Below are 18,769 nucleotides of genomic sequence, written 5' to 3' on the forward strand. Positions count from 1 at the left end.
CTCCTCCGCACTTTCACGGAAAGCGGCCCCTCCGGCTGCGGAATGGCCACACTTTCCGGGAAAGTGCGACCGGCTCAGTCGGCGAGGGGGGCGGGGTCGGCGGGGAGGGGGACCGGGGAGGGGCGGCGACCGGCGCGGGCGCCGCCGAGCACCACCACGGCGACGCCGGCCAGGAGCAGCGCCAACCCGGGCAGGGCGAGCGGGCGGGGCAGCTGGCCGAGCCAGATCCAGGCGATCAGGGCCGCGCCGGGGGCCTCCAGCAGGACCAGCACGCTGACCGTGGTCGCGGAGATCCGCCGCAGGGCGTAGTTGAACATCGAGTGGCCGAGCAGCTGCGCGCCGGCCACCAGGCCGAGGATCGCCAGCCAGGTGCTGCCGTCGAAGCCGTGCAGCGGCACCCCGCCCACCAGGCAGACCACCAGCAGGATCAGCGCGCACACCCCGTAGCAGATCGTGGTGTACGTGGTGGTGCTGATCGTGGCCCGGGCCCGCTCGCCGAAGGCGGTGTAGACGGCGGCGAACATGCCGCCGGTCACCGCCAGCAGGTCACCGGCGAAGGCCCGGCCGGAGGCGGCGAAGTCCGCGCCGGTGGCCAGCACCGCGCCGGTCACCGCCACCGCGATGCCGGCCCAGACGGCGTACGGCAGGTGGCGGCCCTGCCAGCGGGCGATCAACCCCTGCCAGACCGGCTGGGTGGCGCCCAGCGCGGTGGCCGCGGCGACGGAGGTGAGCTGCGCGCTCGGCATCCAGGTGGCGAAGTGGGCGGCGAGTGCCACCCCGGAGAGAATGCAGTAGAAGCCCTCCCGGCGGCCGTCCCCGACGGTCAGCGCCCGGAACTCGGCCCGGCGGCGGGCCAGCGAGAACGGGCCCAGCACCGCGGTGGAGAGCAGGTTCCGCCAGAACGCGATGGCCAGCGCCGGGGCGGCCGCGAAGGCGACCAGCGGGGCGGACGACGAGACGGCGGCGACGGCGAGGACGAGAACACCGGCGGTCAACGGATCCACCGGACGGCGGGGCGGGGTCGGAGACACGGAGAGCAATACTCACACAACACCCGACACCACGGAACGTCAGTACTCCGTTACGATCATGGCGTCCGCGCCGGCGACCCCCTCGACGCCCGGAGGCGCTCCCCCATGCCCAGCTACCAGGCGGTGCTGTTCGACTTCTTCGGCACCCTGACCCGCTGCGTCCAGCGCGGCTCCGCCCACCGGATGACGGCCGAGCTGCTCGGCTGCCCGGTCGACACCCTCGCCGCCGTACTCGACCGGACCTTCTACCAGCGGGCCGCCGGCCGGCACGGCAACGCCGAGGCGACGCTGCGGTGGGTCTGCGCACAGGCCGGCCTGCACCCCTCCGACGACGCGGTACGCGCCGCGGTCGCCTCCCGGCACCGGGCGGTACGCGCCGACACCCGGCTGCGCGACGACGCCGTGCCCGCCCTCGCCGCGCTGCGCCAGCGGGGGGCGCGGACCGGCCTGGTCAGCGACTGCACCCACGAACTGCCGGCGTTCCTGCCGCAGCTGGCGGTCGCCCCGCTGCTCGACGTGCGGGTCTTCTCCGTCCAGGTCGGCCGGTGCAAGCCCGACCCGGAGCTCTACCTGGCCGCGTCCCGGCGACTCGGCGTCGCGCCGGAGGGCTGCCTCTACGTCGGCGACGGCGGCAGCCGGGAGCTGACCGGCGCCCGGCGGACCGGGATGACCGCGGTCCGCCTGGTCGCCCCGGACCTCGCCGGTCATCTGGTCTTCGACGCGGAACAGGACTGGGACGGCCCGGTGGTCCGGTCGTTGAGCGAGGTGGTCGAGCTGGTCGAGGCGGTGCCGGCGGGCTGCTGACCCGTTCCTCAGCGGCGGCGGACCTTGTGCAGGCGGAACGGCTTGCGGGTGGCCCGGACGACCGGGGCGCCGCGCGGCACCTCGGCGAGCGACTCCTCCGGCAGCCCGGCGCCCGAGTCGGGCGCGCCGGCCGGGGCGAGCCGGTTCAGCGCGCAGCCGTCGGCCGCCCAGCGGGCGACCAGGTTGGTGGTGGGGCCGGAGGCGTTCAGCCGCTTCGCCGCGACAAGCGGCGCCGCACTCTCCCACGCCTCGGTGCCGGGCGTCACCCGGGTCACCCGGGCCGGCCAGGTCACGATCCGCCCGCCGTGGTCGCCGCGCAGGGTCACCCGGGCCTCGGGCGCGTCGGCCAGTCCCGGCGCCGACTGCTCACCGGGCCCGCTGACCACGAAGAGCGCCCCCTCCAGCGGTACGCACCACAGCGCCAGCGCCGGCCCGCCGGGGACGTTCACCCAGGCCACGGCCGCCTTCTTCATCGCCTCGTCGACCAGCGGCGTCGTCTCGCGGGCGTCCAGCTCGTCCGTCACACCGGCATCCTCTCGTACGTCGCCCGGTCCGGCACCGGCTACGGCCCCGCGTGCCGTCACCGGGGTGGTTCGGCGAGCGCCGCGCGGCCCGCTCAGCCGACGAAGGGCGGGACCAGGATCTCGCCCCGGGCCACCGGCATCACGTGGCCGGAGACCGTGGCGCCGACCGCCGAGCCGCCGAGCGCGGTCACCGTGCAGGCCAGCGCCGACGGTCGGTGGATCTCGACACCCTGGCGCACCGCGTACGCCGAGCTTCCGTCCCCGGGGAGCAGCTCGCTGGCCACCAGCCAGACGCCGAGCCCGAGGGCGGCCGAGCCGGTCGCCGGGTCCTCCGGGACGCCCAGCCCCGGCACGAAGACGCGCGCGTGCGCGGTTTGCGCCTCGGCGTCCCAGGAGAAGACGCAGACGTGCTCCACCCCGTACCGCTCCACCGCCGCCGCGTTCACCCGGGCGCGGGCCACCGCGTCCGGGCGTACCGGCAGGTAGGGGAACTCCAGCCCGCAGCCGGCCACCCGGGGCGCCGGGCCGGCGTGGTCGGCCGCGGTGAGGCCGGCCATCTCCAGCAGCGGCTCGGGGTCGAGCTCCGGCCCGAGGGTGGGCGTGCCGCCGGTCAGGGTGGCGCCGGTCTCGGTGACCACGATCGGCAGCACCCCGGCACCGCACTCCTGGGTGACCTGCCCCACACCGAACATCCCACGCCGGCTCGCGGTCACCGCCGCGCCGACGCTGGGGTGCCCGGCGAACGGCAGCTCCTCCGCCGGGGTGAAGATCCGGGCCCGGTAGGTGGCGCCGACCTGGGTCGGCGGCAGCACGAACACCGTCTCCGACAGGTTGAACTCCAGCGCGAGCGCCTGCATCTGTTCGGTGGCCAGCCCCTCCGCGCCGAACACCACGGCCAGCGGGTTGCCGGCGAACGGGCGGTCGGTGAAGACGTCCACGATCTCGTAGGCCAAGGTCGACATGTTGATAGACACTAGGCGCTTAGGCTGGTGCCCGTGAGCATGCCGAACCGGGTCTACATCGCACGACTCGCCGGAGTCGCCGTCTTCGACCCCAACGGCGACCAGGTGGGGCGGGTCCGCGACGCGGTGGCCCGGATCCGGCCGACCCAACGTCCGCCCGAGGTGGTGGGCCTGGTCGCCGAGATGCCGATGCGCCGACGGATCTTCCTGTCCATCAACCGGATCACCTCCATCGACGCCGACGCGGTCGTCCTCGGCAGCGGCACCCTCAACCTGCGCCGCTTCGAGAAGCGCCCGAACGAGCTGCTCGTCCTCCAGGAGCTGCTGGACCGGCGGGTCCAGCTCGAGCCCGGCGGCCAACCGGGCACGGTGGTCGACGTGGCGATGGAGTGCCACCGGGGCGGCGAGTGGTCGCTGTCCCGGGTCGCGGTCCGCGAGCAGGTCAGCCGGCTCACCCGCCGCGGCCACCTGCACCAGGTCGAGTGGGACCGGGTCCGCGGGCTCAGCGGCATCGCCGACAACCGGGGTACGGCCAACCTGCTCGCCGTGCTGGAGGACATGCGCCCGGCCGACCTGGCCAACGCGCTGCAGGACCTGCCGGACGCGCGCCGCAACGAGGTGGCGGCGGCGCTGGACGACGAGCGCCTCGCCGACGTGCTCAGCGAGCTGCCGGAGCACGACCAGGTGGAGATCCTCGCCGCGCTGGACCGGGAACGCGCCGCCGACGTCCTCGAGGAGATGGACCCGGACGACGCCGCCGACCTGCTCAACGAACTGCCCCCGCCGGAGCAGGACGTGCTGCTCGACCTGATGGAGCCGGACGAGGCCGACCCGGTCCGCCAGCTGCTGAAGTACACCTCCGGCACCGCCGGCAGCGTGATGACCTCCGAGCCGGTGATCCTGCCGCCGGACGCCACCGTGGCCGAGGCCCTCGCCCGGATCCGCGAGGAGCAGGTCTCCCCGGCGGTGGCCGCGCAGGTCTTCGTGACCCGCGCCCCGATGACCACCCCCACCGGCCGCTACCTGGGCATGGTGCACTTCCAGCGGCTGCTCCGCGAGCCCCCGGCCGACATGCTCGGCGGGGTGGTGGTCAACGACATAGACCCGCTGCGGCCGACCACGCCGCTGCCCGAGATCACCCGCCGGATGGCCACCTACGACCTGGTCGCCATGCCGGTGGTGGACCGCAACAACCGGCTGGTCGGGGCGGTCACCGTGGACGACGTGCTCGACCACTCGCTGCCCCGGGACTGGCGGGACCGGGACGCCGTACCGGGCCCGGCCCCCGCCGAGGCGGCGACGGACGACGCCGATGGCTGAGCAGCGACGGGCCGAGCGGCTGGACCAGCCGCGCGAGCCCCGGGGCGTCAAGCTGCCCCGGTTCGACCCGGAGGCGTTCGGCCGCTGGTCGGAGGGGATCGCCCGGGGCATGGGCACGGCGAACTTCATCGTCTACATGACGGTGGTGATCGCCATCTGGTTCGTCTGGAACACGCTGGCCCCGACGAACCTGCGCTTCGACCCGTACACCTTCACGTTCCTGACCCTGGTGCTGTCGTTGCAGGCCTCGTACGCGGCCCCGCTGATCCTGCTCGCGCAGAACCGGCAGGCCGACCGGGACCGGGTGTCGCTGGAGGAGGACCGGCGGCGGGCGACATTGCAGAAGGCCGACACGGAGTACCTGGCCCGGGAGATCGCCGCGCTGCGGATCGCCATGGGTGAGGTGGCCACCCGGGACTTCCTCCGCTCCGAGCTGGCCCGGCTGGCCGAGGAGCTGGACGAGGCGGCGCAGCGCCGGCAGAAGCTGGAGCGGCGGCAGCAGGAGAAGGCCCGTCGGGGCGGCGGGGAGGCGCTCGACGAGCCCCGCGACGACCTGGACGGGGATTTCGCCCGGGACGGCCGGCCGGAGGGCTGAGCCGCCCCGGGGCGCCGCATGGCGCACGGGGCCGGGCAGGGGCGGGCACGGCGTTCGCGCCGAACGTCCGCTTTCGGGAGGTGGGCCGTCCGCCCTCCGGATGCGGCCATCGATTCGCTCACACCAGGCCCGGCGGCGACGATGGCCGATCACCACCGACGTAGCATTGCGGGCATGTCAGCACCCGTCAGCACCATCTCCGACGCGATCCAGGCCGCCCTGGCCACCGTCAACGACCCGGAGATCCGCCGGCCCATCACCGAGCTGGGCATGGTCCGCTCCGCCGAGGTCGGCGACGACGGCGTCGTCCGCGTCGAGCTGCTGCTGACCATCGCCGGCTGCCCGCTGAAGGACAAGCTGCGCAGCGACATCACCGCCGCCGTGGGGGCGGTCCCCGGCGTGACGGGTGTCGAGATCGAGTTCGGCGTGATGAGCCCGGAGCAGCGCCAGGGCCTCCAGGCGAAGCTGCGCGGCGGCGGCGCCACCGAGGAGCCGGTGATTCCGTTCGCCCAGCCCGGCTCCCGTACCCGCGTCTACGCGGTCGCCAGCGGCAAGGGCGGCGTCGGCAAGTCCAGCGTCACGGTCAACCTGGCCGCCGCGCTGGCCGCCCGCGGCCTCTCCGTCGGCGTGGTCGACGCGGACATCTACGGCCACTCGGTGCCCCGGATGCTCGGCGCGGACGGCCGCCCGACCCGGGTGGAAGACATGATCATGCCGCCGCAGGCGCACGGCGTGAAGGTCATCTCGATCGGCATGTTCACCTCCGGCAACGCCGCCGTGGTGTGGCGCGGCCCGATGCTGCACCGGGCGCTGCAGCAGTTCCTCGCCGACGTCTACTGGGGCGACCTCGACGTCCTCCTGCTCGACCTGCCGCCGGGCACCGGCGACGTGGCCATCTCGCTGGCCCAGCTGCTGCCGAACTCGGAGATCCTGTTGGTGACCACCCCGCAGGCGGCGGCCGCCGAGGTCGCCGAGCGGGCCGGCGCGATCGCCCTGCAGACCCACCAGCGGGTGGTCGGCGTCATCGAGAACATGTCCTGGCTGGAGCTGCCGGACGGCTCGCGGATGGAGCTCTTCGGCGCGGGCGGCGGGCAGGCGGTCGCCGAGTCGCTGAGCCGGACGATCGGCGCGCAGGTGCCGCTGCTGGGTCAGATCCCGCTGGACACCCGGGTCCGCGAGGGCGGCGACGCCGGCAACCCGATCGTGCTGGCCGAGCCGGAGTCCCCGGCCGCGAAGGCGCTGGGCCAGCTCGCCGACCGGCTCGCCATGCGCCGCGAGTCCCTGCTCGGCAAGCCGCTGGGCCTCAAGCCAGCCGGCCGCTGACCCTCCCGGTCCCGCCGAGAACCGCTTGACGGAAATAGGGGCCTCCCGAGTGCGGGAGGCCCCTCTTTCCGCGCGCGTGCGCCCTGGGCGGTGATCAACTCCGGGTCGGCGATGTGGCGGTGTCCCGTTGACCGCGACACCGCCATGTCGGCGACATGGCGTGCGCCGGCCGGGGCCGGGCCGGGCGGGGGTCAGGTGGCGTCGTCGTAGCTGGGACGAGGGGCCGGGGCGGGGGCGCCGCCCGTGGCGGTGCCGGGGCGGCGGCCGTTGCCGCGTACGTCCGCGGCGTCGGCCACGTCCTTGAGCTCGTTGTGCACGCCCGTGACGTCCGCCCGCAGGTTGTCGTAGACGCCCTGCAGCGGCTTCCGGATCGCCTGCTCGTCCTCCTCGCTGAGCAGGTGCTTGCGGATGAACGCCTTGGGGTGCAGGTCCTCCAGCTGGATGTCGGTGCCCAGCTCGCGGCTGAGGTCGCCGGTCGCGTTGCGGGCCATGTTCCGCAGGTTGCGCACCATCCGCAGCCCGTCGTTGATCACGTTGGGCAGCCGGTCACCGAAGATCAGCAGCGCCAGGAGCAGCAGCGCACCGATCTCCCACCAGTTCAGGTTGTCGAGCACTGCTGGGCCTCCTCGTCGGCGTCAGGGCAAGACTACGCACGTCGGACGCCGCTCCGGGAGGGGGTGACCGGCCCTCACTTGGCGTCTGCGGCGAGCGTCACCGAGGCGTTCTGCCGGTTCGCGCCGCGCCGGTACTCGACCGTCACCACCGAGCCCGGGGCGAACTTGCGGACCAGCGCGATCAGGTCGGCCGGCTCGGTCATCGGCCGGCCGTTGAGCTTCAGGATCACGTCCCCGGCCCGCAGGCCCGCCCCCGCCGCCGGGCCGGACGGCTCCACCGCCGCCAGGCGTACGCCGCTGCCGGCCGCGGTGGCCGAGCCGGTACCGCCCACCTGGGCGCCGATCACCGTACGACGGGCCTTGCCGGTGCCGATGATGTCCTGGGTGACCCGCTTGGCCTGGTTGATCGGGATGGCGAAGGCGAGCCCGATGTTGCCCGCCTCATGCCCCTCGGCGACCAGCGACTTGATGGTCGAGTTGACCCCGATCACCCGGCCCGCCGAGTCGACCAGGGGGCCGCCGGAGTTGCCGTGGTTGACCGCCGCGTCGGTCTGGATGGCCGCGTAGTAGCGCACCGGCCCGCCGGGCTCACCGGCCTGCATGGTGCGGTCCAACGCGCTGACGATGCCGGCGGTGACGGTGTTGGCCAGCGAGAGCGGCGAGCCGATGGCGAGCACCGGGTCGCCGACGGCGAGCGCGTCGGAGTCGCCGAACTCGACCGGGCGCAGCCCGCTGCGCTTCACCTTGATCACCGCGATGTCCGATTCCGGGTCCTGACCGACCACGGTCGCCGGGGCGATGCTGCCGTCGTTGAAGACCACCGACGCCTTGCCGATGCCGCCCGCCACCACGTGGTCGTTGGTGATCACGTGCCCGTCGGCGCTGACGATGAAGCCGGAGCCCTCGCTGGTGCCGCCCAGGCTGGCCACCCGTACGGTCACCACGCTGGGCAGGACCTTCTCGGCGACCCCGGCCAGCGACTCGGGACGGCGCTGGGCCAGCGCCGGCGCCTCGGGACGGGCGCCGAGCGCCACCCCGGCGCCGGCTCCGCCGCGGACCGCGAAGGCGTACCCCAGGGCACCGCCCAGGGTGCCGGCGAGCAGCGCGATGATCAGCGGGACCAGCAGCAGCTGGCGCAGTGTCGGCCGGCCCGGCGCGTCCGGGTCGCTGACCGGCTCCGGTGCGGTCCCGGGAGCGGGCGCGGTCGGGATCACCACCGCGGCCGGCGCGTACGGGTCCCGCCACGGGTCGGCGAGCGCGTCGGACCACCAGGGTGATGTCGCGCCTCCCGGGGCGCCGTGCGGCGCCGCCGGCGGCCCCAGCGGCGGCGCCCCGGCCGGCGGTCCCGCCGGTGCCGGAGTCCCGCCGGGCTGGCGCCAGTCCCAGCCGTCGGTCACGTCGGTGCCTCCCAGTCCGTCCCCCGGTCCCCCCGTGCCGCGCCGGGAGGGGGTCCGCCGCGGCGAGAGGGGTACCGCATCCAGGATTGCACGGATGCCCCGAGTGGAGTCAGCACTTACCGGGCGTGATCGTCACCGGCGGACGCGCGGCTGCGCGGCGGAAGGCTCGCCTCTAGGCTCATACCGCCAACCCGCCCCTCGCACCACTCCCGCCGCCCGGAGGTGTCCCATCGCCACGGTCGCCAGTTCCGGCAACCCGACGGCGCAGGCGCTGCAGTTCGCCGAGTCGTACGTCGGCGAGGACCTCGTACTGCGGACCGCCCGCAGCCTCGCCCGGGAAGTGGGCCTCGACGCGGTCACCCCGGGAGCCGGGGCGGCGCTGCGCCTGCTCGCCGCCGCCGGCAACGCCCGGGCGGTGGTGGAGATCGGCACCGGCACCGGGGTCAGCGGCGCCTGGCTGCTGCGCGGGATGCGGGCCGACGGGGTGCTCACCACCATCGACCTGGAGGTCGAGCACCAGCGGATCGCCCGGCGGATCTTCGTCGAGGCCGGCTTCCCGTCCGGGCGTACCCGGATCATCACCGGCCGGGCGCTGGACGTGCTGCCCCGGCTCGCCGACGGCGCGTACGACCTGGTCTTCGTCGACGCCGAGCCGACTGGCTTCGTGGCGTACGTGGACGCCGCGCTGCGGCTGCTGCGCCCGGGCGGGGTGCTCGCCCTGCACGGCACCCTCGCCGGTGGCCGGATCGGTGACCCGACGGCCCGGGACGCGGAGACGGTGACGGTCCGGGAGACGATCAAGGCGCTCCGGGAGTCCGAGCACTGGATCCCCGCGCTGCTGCCGGTCGGCCACGGCCTGCTCGCCGCGGTGAAGTGCTGACCCGCTGACCGACCCGACGTCCACCGGGTGCCGGGCACGACCGCCGGCTCAGGCCAGCGTGGCCAGCCAGCGCAGCAGCCCGCGTACGCCCCAGCCGGTCGCGCCCCGGGTCAGCTCGGCGTCGTCCCCGTCGGCCCAGGACGGCGCGGACATGTCGATGTGCAGCCAGCGGTCGCGTAGTTCGCCGGTGAACTCGCGCAGGAAGAGCGCGGCCATCACCGAGCCGGCGCCGCGGTCCGGCGAGCTGTGCAGGTCGGCCAGCTCGCTGCCGAGGTGCTCGACGTAGTCGCCGGCGAGCGGCATCCGCCAGGCGGCCTCGCCGGCGGCGTCGATCGCGGCCAGCAGGTCGGCGGCGAGCCCGTCGTTCTCGCTGTAGAGGGCGCCGTGCCGCTTGCCGAGCGCGACCGCGTTGGCGCCGGTCAGGGTGGCCAGGTCGACCAGCAGGTCCGGCTTGAGCTCCCGCACGGCGTACGCGAGGGCGTCGGCGAGCACCAGTCGCCCCTCGGCGTCGGAGTTGGTGGTCTCGCTGGTCAGGCCGCCGTAGTGGCGGACGACGTCGCCGGGGCGGAACGCCGAGCCGCTGACCATGTTCTCCGCCAGCGGGGCGAGGGTGGTGACCCGCACGGGCAGGCCCATTGTCGCCGCGCCCAGGGTGGCCGCGACGACCGCCGCGGCACCGGCCATGTCCTTGCGCATCAGCTTCATCGCCGGCACCGGCTTGATCGAGATGCCGCCGGTGTCGAAGGTGATCCCCTTCCCGACCAGCACCACGTGGGTACGGGCGTCGGCCGGCCGCCAGTCCAGCTCGACCAGGCGGGGACCGCTGGCCGAGCCCCCGCCCACGGCGACGATGCCGCCGAAGCCCTCGGCCGCCAGCTCCTCCGGCCCGCGTACCCGCAGGTGCAGGTCGGGCAGGTCGGTCGCGGCGGCGGCCACCTGCTCGGCGAACCACTGTGGGTTCTTCACGGAGGAGGGGGTGTTGGTCAGGTCCCGGGCCAGCCGGGTCATCCGGGCGGTGGTCCGGCCCGCCTCGACCGCGTCGTGGTACCTGTCCGGGTCGGCGGCCAGCAGCTCCACCTCGGCCAGCGCGGGCGGGTCCCCCGCGTCGGTCAGCCGGAACCGGTACGAGCCGAGCAGCAGCCCCTCGACGAAGGACCGGACAGCCTCCGCCGGCGCGCCGGTCGGCAACGCGAACGTGACGTGCATCTCATCCGCCGCAGCGCGGGCCAGCGCCGCCCCGGCGGCCCGCCAGCCCCGGTCGGCGCCGTCGCCGACCCCGAGCAGCAACAGCCGGCCCGGGGTGCGGGCCGGCCGCAGGTGCCGGAACGTCTCGCCGGCCCGGCCCTTCAGCCGGGCCGCCGGCAGCAGGGCGGCCGCCTCCGTCAGCACCTCGTCCGGCAGGGCCGGCCCGGTCGGGAGCAGCGCCGCCGGGGAGTTGCCCCCGCCGGTCGCCGCCCCGGCTCGGACGGGCAGGGCGAGAGTGTCCAGCCGGTCGGAGCCGGCGGTCAGACGGATGGCGAGCACGCTGGACCGTACCTCCGGAAAAGTTCGTGGTGCGGGACCTCGACGCCCCGCGCGACACGTGAAGGCCCTGAGCCACCGGCGATGCCGGTGGCTCAGGGTATGACGAACCGTCCATGCGGCGGACGCCGCGTGGACCGTCGGTCGCTCAGCCCGCGGCCGCCTTCAGCGCGTCACCGAGCGCGTTGGCCTCGTCGGGAGTCATCTCGACGACTAGCCTGCCACCGCCCTCCAGCGGGACGCGCATGACGATGCCCCGGCCCTCCTTGGTGACTTCCAGCGGACCGTCGCCCGTCCGCGGCTTCATCGCCGCCATGTTGTCTCCCCTCAGACCTACACCAGGGTCGGTGGGTTGCCCCACAGCCACTTCGTCATGACCACCCGCAAGGTGCACGGGGGTGTCGACAACGATTTTCCCTGATGAACACCGCCGGACCCAAACCGGAGCAGCATTGATGTAACAGCATCTAGCTTATCTTGGATAGGCCTGTCACAATGTGCGGTCATGCAGGCACGGTCGGCACTCTTCGACCTGTACGGCGACTACCTCCGTCCGAGGGGTGGCCGCGCACCCGTCGCCGCCCTGGTCAAGCTGCTGGCGCCGCTGGGGATCGCACCCCCGGCCGTCCGCACCGCGGTCTCCCGCATGGTGCGCCAGGGCTGGCTCGACCCGCTGCGCCTCGCCACCGGACCGGGATATTCGATCACACCGAAGGCGGCCCGACGACTCGACGAGGCGGCGGCCCGGATCTACCGGACCGGCCGGATCAGCTGGGACGGCCGATTCGACCTGCTGGTGCTCCAGACCCCGACGGCCCGGCGGGACCGGCAGCGGCTCGCCGCCAACCTGAGCTTCCTCGGCTACGGCACCCTCGACGAGCAGACCTGGGTGGCGACCCGGGCCAACGAGGACGTCGACGTGCTGCTGGAGGAGGCCGGGGTGCGCTACGAGCGGTTCACCGCCGCGCATGCCGCCGGCACCCCCGGCGCGATGGGGGTGGTCCGCCGGGCCTGGGACCTCGGCGAGATCGGGCACGCGTACGAAGGGTTCGTCGCCGAGCAGCGCCCCCTGCTGGCCGGGGTGACCGTACGCAGCGGCGACGAGGAGGCGTACGCGGCCCGGTTCCGGCTGGTGCACGCGTGGCGTACCTTCCTCTTCCGGGACCCGCAGCTGCCGCCGGCGCTGCTCCCGGAGCGCTGGCCCGGCACCGCCGCGGCCAGCTTCTTCGACCGGCACGCGGCCCGGCTGCGGCCGGCCGCCGACCGGTACGTCGAGCATTGCCTCGACGCCTGCAACCGCACCGCTCGACAGAAGGGTCGTTGACAACGTGACCGAGCCGCTGCTCGTCGACCGCACCGACGCCATCGTCACCCTGACGCTGAACCGCCCGACGGCGATGAACTCGCTCGACGTGGCGCTCAAGGAGGCGCTCCGGGACGCCCTCGCCGAGCTGGAGACCGACCGGTCCTGCCGGGCGGTCGTGCTGGCCGGCGCGGGCGGCTCGTTCAGCGCCGGCCAGGACCTGCGCGAGCACGTGCAGACCCTGCAGTCCGCCACCGCGAACCCGCTGGACACCGTGCGGGCGCACTACAACCCGATCGCCGCCCGGCTGGCCAACCTGCCCAAGCCGGTGGTGGCCGCGGTCCGCGGGATGGCCGCCGGGGCCGGCGCCTCGCTGGCGTTCCTCGCCGACTTCCGGATCGGCGGGCCGAAGACCCGGTTCCTGATGGCCTTCGCCGGGGTCGGGCTGGCCGCCGACACCGGCGCCTCCTGGACGCTGCCCCGGCTGGTCGGGCACGCCAAGGCGGTCGAGCTGCTGATGCTCGCCGAGCCGGTCGGCGCCGACGAGGCCTGCCGGCTGGGCCTGCTCAACACGCTGGTGGACGACGACGAGAAGGTGCTGCCCACGGCCCAGGAGCTGGCCGCCCGGCTCGCCGCCGGCCCTACCGTGGCGTACGGGGCGATCAAGCGCCAGCTCTCCATCGCCGACGCGGGCACCCTCGCCGACGCCCTCGCCGCAGAGGCGCAGGCCCAGGCGATCTGCGGCGCCACCACCGACCACAAGGCCGCCACGATGGCCTTCGTGAACAAGCAGAAACCGGTCTTCGAGGGACACTGAACGCGTCCCGCACCCCGCCGCCGGCTCCGGGGCCGACGTTGCTTCCGCGGCCCTTACCCGGCCCAACCCCGGCTAATCGTCCTCCTCCGGATCCTGGTTGGCCTCGGCGCCCAGCACGAACGCCTGCATGGCCAGCTCGTCGCCGGAGGGCGAGACGAACGCGGGCAGCTCCGCCGGGCCCAGCTCCCGCACGTACGACCAGAAGAGCCGGACCGCCTCGGCCGGCGAGTCGGCCTCGATCGGCAGGTCGAGGCTGACCAGCCAGGTGCGGCGCAGCGGCGGCGGGCCGAGCCGGTCGGCAAGCTCCCGGTAGGCCGCCTCGTCGAGCGCGGTGACCGGCCCGGCCAGCGTCACCGTCTCGGCCGGCGCCGGGTGGTCGAAGGCTCGCCGGGTGTACGCCACGACCAGCGACTCCGCGCCCAACCGGATGACCCGGCCCAGCGCCACCAGCCGGGCCGGCGCGTCCGTCAGCACCGCCACCGGGTCGCCCTCGCGCGGCCGGTGCTCCCCGGCCGGGGCGGCCAGCTCGAGGGTGTCGTGGTGGACGAGGCGTTCGGCGTCGTAGCGCCCGGCCGGGAGCAGCACCGCCCAGGCGCCGTCCCCCCGGCCGCCGTCAGCGTCGGTCGTCCCGCTGGTGCGGTGGTCGGTTGCGGTCATGCTCCAATCCCATCACGCGCCGGTCCGGACGCGACGTGGCAGCCCGCGAGGTGGTCGTCGACCATCCCGGTGGCCTGCATCAGCGCGTACGCCGTGGTCGGGCCGACGAAGCGGAAGCCGCGCTTCTTGAGCGCCTTGGCCAGCGCGGTGGACTCCGGGGTCAGCGCCGGCACCGCCGCGAACGACTCCGGCCGGGCGGCGCGGGGCGGTGGCGCGTACGACCAGAGCAGCGCGGAGAGGCCGTCGGGCAGCTCGGCCGCGGCCCGGGCGTTGGCGACCGCCGCCTCGATCTTGGCCCGGTTGCGGACGATCCCCGCGTCGGCGAGGAGCCGGGCCACGTCGGCCTCGCCGTAGCGGGCGACCCGGTCGATCCGGAAGTCGTCGAAGGCGAGCCGGAACGCGGGACGCTTGCGCAGGATGGTCAGCCAGGACAGGCCGGACTGGAACGCCTCCAGGGTGAGGCGCTCGTAGAGCGCGTCGTCGCCGTGCAGCGGGCGACCCCACTCCTCGTCGTGGTAGACGGCGTAGTCCGGGGTGCTCGCCCCCCAGGCGCAGCGGGGCAGCCCGTCGGCGCCGGTCACCAGGTCAGTCACGGCGTACACGGTAGGGCAGGGCCCTGACATCGGACTCGGGTCAGGGCAGGCGGCCCTGCTCGACCAGCCGGGCGAACTTCTTCAGCGCCAGGGTCAGGCTGCCCTTGGAGCCCGGCCAGAGCAGCGGCCAGGCCAGCCGGCCGGCCGCCCCGCCGGGGAGGTGGAACCACTCGTGCCAGACCACCTGGGTCCGGTCCCGGGCCAGCGGCGTGCAGCGCAGCACGCCGGGGCCGCGCAGCAGTTTGCCGCAGTGCACCACACCGACCTCGTACGGCGCGTCGACCCGGACCACCCGCATCTCGTCGCGGAGCGCCGCGGGGCCGAGCTGGGTGACCACCTCGACCAGGCTGCCCTCCCCGCCGTCGCCCTCGACGACCCGGACGGTGGTGAGCGGGATCCAGTCGGACTGCCGCTCCCAGGCGGTCAGCGCCGCGAAGACGCGGGGGGCGGGGGCGTCGACGATCACCGTGGCGGTGAACTCGCCGGCACCGGGCTGGGCCGCCTCGCCCAGGCCGTCTGGGCCGTCCGGGCCGTCCGGGCCGTCCGGGCCGGTCACGCCGACTCCGAGCGGGCCACCGCGCCCGGTCGCCCGTCGACCGGGGCGGCGTCGTCGGCGTGGCGGGTGGCGGTGTCGAGCGGGGTGTCGCCGACGGCGGCCCGCGGCGGCTCCGTGCCGTCCGGCGCGGGGGCCGCGACGGCGTCCCGCGGGGTGCCGGGGTCGTCGGCATCGCGCGCGGAGCCGGGCGCACCGTCGACCGGCGGCACCCGCTCGACGCCGAGCCGATCGGCGGGCGCGGTGGCGCCGCCGGCCGGGGTGACGGGCGGGTGGTCGTGGTCCCGAGTGTCGTCGCCGACGGCGGACGGCGTGCCGGCGGCCTCCTCGCGGACCCGGCGCAGCGCGTCGGCGTCCGCCGTCCGGCCCTCGCGCAGCGCCGCGACCTCCGCCTCCAGCACGCCGATCAGCTCGGACTTGTAGCCGATGTCGTAGGCGGCGCGGCGCATCGCCTCGTCGACCTGGGCCATCCGGTAGCCGCGCAGCGCGGTGTCGAAACGGACCTCCCCGACGTCCGACTCGCGCAACGGGCGGGCGCCGGGCAGCGGGACGGCCCGACCGTCCGGCTCGGCCGGCGCCAGGCCGGGATCCCGCCCGGAGACCAGCACCGTCACCCCGAACACCACCGCGGCCACGGTCAACGCGATGACGAGTACGAGCAGAACCTGACCCATGGGGAGATCGTGGCACGGGGACCGGCACCCGAGCGACCCCAACGAGCCGGGTCGTCGGCGATCCTGGTCGGCGTCCCGCCCCGACGGCGCGACGGACCACCGGATAGCGTCGTCACCGGCCGGGCGACCCGGCCGGTGACGGGCGGGAGGCGGGGCATGGCCGGGGCGCTGCGGCTCGGTGGGCGGACGTTCGCACCGGGCGATCTGGTGGTGATGGCGATCGTCAACCGGACGCCCGACTCGTTCTTCGACCGGGGCGCCACCTTCGCCCAGGACAGCGCGCTACGCGCGGTGGAGCGCGCGGTCACCGAGGGTGCGGAGATCATCGACATCGGCGGGGTGAAGGCCGGCCCGGGCGACGAGGTAGACGTGACCGAGGAGATCCGGCGGACGGTGGACACCATCGCCACCGTCCGGGCCGCCTTTCCCGAGGTGGTCATCTCGATCGACACCTGGCGGGCCGAGGTGGCGGTGGAGGCGGTCGCGGCCGGCGCCGACCTGCTCAACGACACCTGGTCCGGCGCCGACCCGGCACTCGCCCGGGTGGCCGCCGAGACCGGCGCCGGGCTGGTCTGCTCGCACGCCGGCGGGCTCGCGCCGCGGACCCGGCCGCACCGGGCCACCTTCGACGACGTGGTCGCCGACGTGGTCACCACGGTGACCGGGCTCGCCGAGCGCGCGGTCGCCCTGGGGGTACGCCCCGACGGCATCCTGATCGACCCGGCGCACGACTTCGGCAAGAACAGCCGGCACTCACTGGAGATCACCCGCCGGCTGGACGAGCTCTCCGGCACCGGCTGGCCGCTGCTGGTGGCGTTGTCGAACAAGGACTTCATCGGCGAGACGCTCGACCTGCCGGTGCCGGAACGGCTGGAGGGCACCCTCGCCGCCACCGCGGTCTCCGCCTGGCTCGGCGCCCAGGTCTTCCGCGCCCACCAGGTCCGACCCACCCGCCGGGTCCTCGACATGGTCGCCTCCATCCGGGGTCACCGCCCCCCGACGGCGACCCGCCGCGGCCTGGCCTGACCCCGCCGCCCGGGGCCGGGGCGTCAGGTCCAGCGGAGGATGCGCTTGCGCCAGGCGTAGAGGATGCCGAGCGCGACGACGGCCACGAAGATGGCCATCTCGGCCACGGTGACCAGGCCGAAGCCCGGCCGGTCGAAGACCACCGCCCAGGGGAACAGGAAGACCGCCTCGACCGCGAAGAGGACGTAGAGGTAGGCGTAGACGTAGTAGCGGATCTGCATCTGCGCCCAGTCCCCGCCGACCGGGTCGAGGCCGCACTCGTAGCTGGCCCGCTTGCCCGGGGGATCGGCCGGACGGCCGGGACGTAACACCCGATTGGCCGAGAACGCCGTAACGAAGAAGAGCGCGGCGGCGAGCAGCAGGAGCCCGAGCGTCGCGTACGAGCCCAGGTAACCGGTCACGGTGAGTCAGCCTACCGGGCACCGACCCCGACCGGACGGACCGGGCGGAGTACCGAACACGTTACGCATTTGTTTCCCGACGGGACTAGTGCCCCGAGGCAACTGTTGCCGAATAATGAAGCTTCACCCAGTGTCACGGAGGACAGATGGCCCGCGTGGACTCAGGCCCCGATCGACGGGTGTCGGACCGGCATACTTCTTCGCTGGTCGCGGCGTCCCTCGCGGTCGGCCTGGCGGTCGCGCTGGCGGTCGCGCCAGGCCTGGCGACGGCGGCGCCGACGGTCGCCCGCGTCGCTACGGTGGGTGCCGAGGAGACCACTCCGGCCGGTGACCCGACCGAGGAGACCACGCCGCCGGTGGAGCCGACGGCACCCGAGCCGGATCCGCCCACCGCGCCGCCCACCCAGTCCCCGGACCCGGAACCGACCAGTCCTACGACGGCCCCGACCACGGCCGTGCCGGAGACCACCGCGCCGGACAAGCCGGCCCCGACCGTCACCACCGCGGCACCCACCACCGCCCCGGCCACCAGGCCGTCCGCGCCGGGTCTGCCCGCCAATCCCGCCCCGCCGGCCCAGCCCGGGCCGGGTCCGGTGGCCACGGGCCAGATCGGCGCCCGGGTGCACACCCGGGACGTGTCGCTCAGCCCCGCGTACTGGAACGCGAGGAGCACCGTCACCACGCTGCGGGTCACCGTCACCAACACCGGCACCGTGCCGGAGCAGCTCCGACTCGCCTACACGCTGCCGGCCGGGCTGACCGACGCCGGGACTCCCGGCTGCGCCGCCTCCGGCGACGGGAACTGGCGCTGCGGCGAGTGGACCACCGCGCCGGGCGCGAGGTTCAGCAGCCTGATCCGGGTACGGGTCAGCGGCACCGCCTGGCGGCAGATGCCGCTGAGCGGCTCGGTCCGGGTGACCGCGACCGGCGCGGGGGTGAACGGCACCGCCGAGGACAACGAGGGCTTCGCGGTGCTCTTCCCGCCCGGCCCGCCGGTGCCCGGGTTGACGCTGGACGCCGACGAGGTGGCCTTCGACATCAGCGGCGCCCCCACCGAGCTGGCCGTCCGGCTGGGTAACACCGGCAAGGTGGACGCCGCCGGCCGGGTCGAGGTGGTCCTGCCCGCCGGGGTGAGCGTGCCGACCCCGCCGGCCGGCTGCGCGGCGACCTCGCCGACGCGTACCCGGTGCGACGTGGGCACCCTGCCCGCCGGCCGGATCGCGACCCTGCGGCTGCCGGTCACCGCCACGCCGGAGGCGCAGCGCGAGGCGCCGCTGGCCGGCGCCGTGGTCGGTCGGCTCGACCCGCGCAGCGGCCGGACGAAGCAGATGCAGATGAGCTTCCGGATCACCGCCGCGGCCGCGCTGGCCACGCCGCCGGTGGCGACCCCCGCCCCGACCGGCTCGCAGGGCGTGCTCGCCGCGGCTGGACAGTCCTCCGGCGGCGGCGGGATGACCTCGGTGCAGCGGATCGCGGTCATCCTGATCGCGGTCTCCGGGCTGCTGGTGGTGCTGGCGCTGGCCCTGGCCACCACGTCGCTGCGACGGCGGATGACCGGGCCGGCCCCCGACCCGGCGGCGAACCCGGCGACGACCGAGTGACCGGACCGGCCACCGGTATGTGCCGATGGCCGGTGATCTCGATTACGGCGACTGCCCGCCAAACTTCACAAACTGGGATATACGGCTGCCAAATCCGGTCCCAGTCGTCTGACCTCCACCAGGGATGCTCTAACGGCTCGACGTAGGCTCTCAGGTGAGGAACGACAGCGGGC

General features: G+C 74.8%; 21 protein-coding genes. 9 read left to right on the forward strand and 12 right to left on the reverse strand.

What is annotated here, in order from left to right; translation table 11 throughout:
* Window positions 1-74 precede the first annotated feature (74 nt).
* Window positions 75-1,040 carry a DMT family transporter gene (locus ACLQ2U_RS09020; protein ID WP_425750086.1) on the reverse strand — a complete coding sequence of 322 codons (966 nt, stop codon included), beginning with the start codon at window positions 1,038-1,040 and terminating at the stop codon, window positions 75-77.
* Between the two features lie 96 nt (window positions 1,041-1,136).
* Between ACLQ2U_RS09020 and ACLQ2U_RS09025 the strand changes: the two genes are divergently transcribed.
* Window positions 1,137-1,835: an HAD family hydrolase gene (locus ACLQ2U_RS09025; protein ID WP_425750087.1), complete on the forward strand. Its 699-nt coding sequence runs from the start codon at window positions 1,137-1,139 to the stop codon at window positions 1,833-1,835.
* Window positions 1,836-1,843: 8 nt separating this feature from the next.
* On the opposite strand, the gene ACLQ2U_RS09030 is transcribed toward ACLQ2U_RS09025, so the two are convergent.
* Entirely contained in the window at window positions 1,844-2,308 is a 465-nt protein-coding gene (locus ACLQ2U_RS09030; RefSeq protein ID WP_425750149.1) for a hypothetical protein, read from the reverse strand.
* Between the two features lie 143 nt (window positions 2,309-2,451).
* Complete coding sequence (locus tag ACLQ2U_RS09035; protein WP_425750088.1) at window positions 2,452-3,321, reverse strand: PhzF family phenazine biosynthesis protein; 870 nt, start codon at window positions 3,319-3,321, stop codon at window positions 2,452-2,454.
* A 33-nt stretch (window positions 3,322-3,354) separates the two neighbouring features.
* On the opposite strand from ACLQ2U_RS09035, the gene ACLQ2U_RS09040 reads away from it, so the two are divergent.
* From ACLQ2U_RS09040 to ACLQ2U_RS09050, 3 genes are all read left to right on the forward strand, one after another.
* Window positions 3,355-4,641, forward strand: coding sequence for a magnesium transporter MgtE N-terminal domain-containing protein (locus ACLQ2U_RS09040; RefSeq protein ID WP_425750089.1), 1,287 nt, complete (start codon window positions 3,355-3,357; stop codon window positions 4,639-4,641).
* Window positions 4,634-5,236 carry a DUF1003 domain-containing protein gene (locus ACLQ2U_RS09045; RefSeq protein ID WP_425750090.1) on the forward strand — a complete coding sequence of 201 codons (603 nt, stop codon included), beginning with the start codon at window positions 4,634-4,636 and terminating at the stop codon, window positions 5,234-5,236. The genes ACLQ2U_RS09040 and ACLQ2U_RS09045 overlap by 8 nt, the downstream gene beginning before the upstream one ends.
* Window positions 5,237-5,410: 174 nt before the next feature.
* Entirely contained in the window at window positions 5,411-6,559 is a 1,149-nt protein-coding gene (locus tag ACLQ2U_RS09050; protein ID WP_425750091.1) for an Mrp/NBP35 family ATP-binding protein, read from the forward strand.
* Between the two features lie 191 nt (window positions 6,560-6,750).
* On the opposite strand, the gene ACLQ2U_RS09055 is transcribed toward ACLQ2U_RS09050, so the two are convergent.
* Window positions 6,751-7,173 carry a preprotein translocase subunit TatB gene (locus ACLQ2U_RS09055; RefSeq protein ID WP_425750092.1) on the reverse strand — a complete coding sequence of 141 codons (423 nt, stop codon included), beginning with the start codon at window positions 7,171-7,173 and terminating at the stop codon, window positions 6,751-6,753.
* Window positions 7,174-7,247: 74 nt separating this feature from the next.
* Window positions 7,248-8,585, reverse strand: coding sequence for a S1C family serine protease (locus ACLQ2U_RS09060; protein ID WP_425750150.1), 1,338 nt, complete (start codon window positions 8,583-8,585; stop codon window positions 7,248-7,250).
* Window positions 8,586-8,841: 256 nt separating this feature from the next.
* Here ACLQ2U_RS09060 and ACLQ2U_RS09065 point away from each other — a divergent pair, with 256 nt between their 5' ends.
* A complete protein-coding gene (locus ACLQ2U_RS09065; protein ID WP_425750151.1) occupies window positions 8,842-9,450 on the forward strand; it encodes an O-methyltransferase in 609 nt (202 codons plus the stop codon).
* Between the two features lie 48 nt (window positions 9,451-9,498).
* Here the strand turns inward: ACLQ2U_RS09065 and ACLQ2U_RS09070 are convergent, their stop codons facing one another.
* Window positions 9,499-10,974, reverse strand: a complete 1,476-nt coding sequence (locus ACLQ2U_RS09070; protein ID WP_425750093.1) for a leucyl aminopeptidase family protein — start codon at window positions 10,972-10,974, stop codon at window positions 9,499-9,501.
* A 145-nt stretch (window positions 10,975-11,119) separates the two neighbouring features.
* A complete protein-coding gene (locus tag ACLQ2U_RS09075; protein WP_007455245.1) occupies window positions 11,120-11,287 on the reverse strand; it encodes a DUF3117 domain-containing protein in 168 nt (55 codons plus the stop codon).
* A gap of 189 nt (window positions 11,288-11,476) precedes the next feature.
* Here ACLQ2U_RS09075 and ACLQ2U_RS09080 point away from each other — a divergent pair, with 189 nt between their 5' ends.
* Both ACLQ2U_RS09080 and ACLQ2U_RS09085 read left to right on the forward strand, forming a co-directional pair.
* Entirely contained in the window at window positions 11,477-12,295 is an 819-nt protein-coding gene (locus ACLQ2U_RS09080) for a PaaX family transcriptional regulator C-terminal domain-containing protein (RefSeq protein ID WP_425750094.1), read from the forward strand.
* Window positions 12,296-12,299: 4 nt separating this feature from the next.
* Entirely contained in the window at window positions 12,300-13,091 is a 792-nt protein-coding gene (locus ACLQ2U_RS09085) for an enoyl-CoA hydratase/isomerase family protein (RefSeq protein WP_425750095.1), read from the forward strand.
* A 72-nt stretch (window positions 13,092-13,163) separates the two neighbouring features.
* On the opposite strand, the gene ACLQ2U_RS09090 is transcribed toward ACLQ2U_RS09085, so the two are convergent.
* The 4 genes from ACLQ2U_RS09090 to ACLQ2U_RS09105 are packed head-to-tail and all read right to left on the reverse strand — an operon-like array spanning window position 13,164 to window position 15,568.
* Window positions 13,164-13,748, reverse strand: coding sequence for a hypothetical protein (locus ACLQ2U_RS09090; protein ID WP_425750096.1), 585 nt, complete (start codon window positions 13,746-13,748; stop codon window positions 13,164-13,166).
* Entirely contained in the window at window positions 13,745-14,341 is a 597-nt protein-coding gene (locus ACLQ2U_RS09095; RefSeq protein ID WP_425750097.1) for a DNA-3-methyladenine glycosylase I, read from the reverse strand. The genes ACLQ2U_RS09090 and ACLQ2U_RS09095 overlap by 4 nt, the downstream gene beginning before the upstream one ends.
* Before the next feature lie 40 nt (window positions 14,342-14,381).
* A complete protein-coding gene (locus ACLQ2U_RS09100) occupies window positions 14,382-14,897 on the reverse strand; it encodes an SRPBCC family protein (protein ID WP_425750098.1) in 516 nt (171 codons plus the stop codon).
* Window positions 14,894-15,568 carry a DivIVA domain-containing protein gene (locus tag ACLQ2U_RS09105; RefSeq protein WP_425750099.1) on the reverse strand — a complete coding sequence of 225 codons (675 nt, stop codon included), beginning with the start codon at window positions 15,566-15,568 and terminating at the stop codon, window positions 14,894-14,896. Before ACLQ2U_RS09105 ends, ACLQ2U_RS09100 begins: the two co-directional genes overlap by 4 nt.
* A 156-nt stretch (window positions 15,569-15,724) precedes the next feature.
* Between ACLQ2U_RS09105 and folP the strand changes: the two genes are divergently transcribed.
* Window positions 15,725-16,594 carry a dihydropteroate synthase gene (gene folP, locus ACLQ2U_RS09110; protein WP_425750100.1) on the forward strand — a complete coding sequence of 290 codons (870 nt, stop codon included), beginning with the start codon at window positions 15,725-15,727 and terminating at the stop codon, window positions 16,592-16,594.
* Between the two features lie 23 nt (window positions 16,595-16,617).
* Here folP and ndhC read toward each other — a convergent pair whose 3' ends face one another.
* The gene (gene ndhC / locus ACLQ2U_RS09115) at window positions 16,618-16,995 is read right to left on the reverse strand and encodes an NADH-quinone oxidoreductase subunit A (RefSeq protein WP_425750101.1); all 378 of its coding nucleotides are present in this window, start codon (window positions 16,993-16,995) and stop codon (window positions 16,618-16,620) included.
* 146 nt (window positions 16,996-17,141) lie between these two features.
* On the opposite strand from ndhC, the gene ACLQ2U_RS09120 reads away from it, so the two are divergent.
* Window positions 17,142-18,596: a hypothetical protein gene (locus tag ACLQ2U_RS09120; protein WP_425750102.1), complete on the forward strand. Its 1,455-nt coding sequence runs from the start codon at window positions 17,142-17,144 to the stop codon at window positions 18,594-18,596.
* Window positions 18,597-18,769: the final 173 nt, after the last annotated feature.

This window comes from Micromonospora sp. DT47, assembly GCF_049844475.1.
Lineage (GTDB): Bacteria > Actinomycetota > Actinomycetes > Mycobacteriales > Micromonosporaceae > Micromonospora.

Bases quoted from the DNA above. Each gene is read 5' to 3' on its own strand.
- ACLQ2U_RS09025 (WP_425750087.1), top strand. From the start codon at position 1,137: ATGCCCAGCTACCAGGCGGTGCTGTTCGACTTCTTCGGCACCCTGACC.
- ACLQ2U_RS09030 (WP_425750149.1), bottom strand. From the start codon at position 2,308: ATGAAGAAGGCGGCCGTGGCCTGGGTGAACGTCCCCGGCGGGCCGGCG.
- ACLQ2U_RS09035 (WP_425750088.1), bottom strand. From the start codon at position 3,321: ATGTCGACCTTGGCCTACGAGATCGTGGACGTCTTCACCGACCGCCCG.
- ACLQ2U_RS09045 (WP_425750090.1), top strand. From the start codon at position 4,634: ATGGCTGAGCAGCGACGGGCCGAGCGGCTGGACCAGCCGCGCGAGCCC.
- ACLQ2U_RS09050 (WP_425750091.1), top strand. From the start codon at position 5,411: ATGTCAGCACCCGTCAGCACCATCTCCGACGCGATCCAGGCCGCCCTG.
- ACLQ2U_RS09075 (WP_007455245.1), bottom strand. From the start codon at position 11,287: ATGGCGGCGATGAAGCCGCGGACGGGCGACGGTCCGCTGGAAGTCACC.
- ACLQ2U_RS09080 (WP_425750094.1), top strand. From the start codon at position 11,477: ATGCAGGCACGGTCGGCACTCTTCGACCTGTACGGCGACTACCTCCGT.
- ACLQ2U_RS09090 (WP_425750096.1), bottom strand. From the start codon at position 13,748: ATGACCGCAACCGACCACCGCACCAGCGGGACGACCGACGCTGACGGC.
- ACLQ2U_RS09105 (WP_425750099.1), bottom strand. From the start codon at position 15,568: ATGGGTCAGGTTCTGCTCGTACTCGTCATCGCGTTGACCGTGGCCGCG.
- folP (WP_425750100.1), top strand. From the start codon at position 15,725: ATGGCCGGGGCGCTGCGGCTCGGTGGGCGGACGTTCGCACCGGGCGAT.
- ACLQ2U_RS09120 (WP_425750102.1), top strand. From the start codon at position 17,142: ATGGCCCGCGTGGACTCAGGCCCCGATCGACGGGTGTCGGACCGGCAT.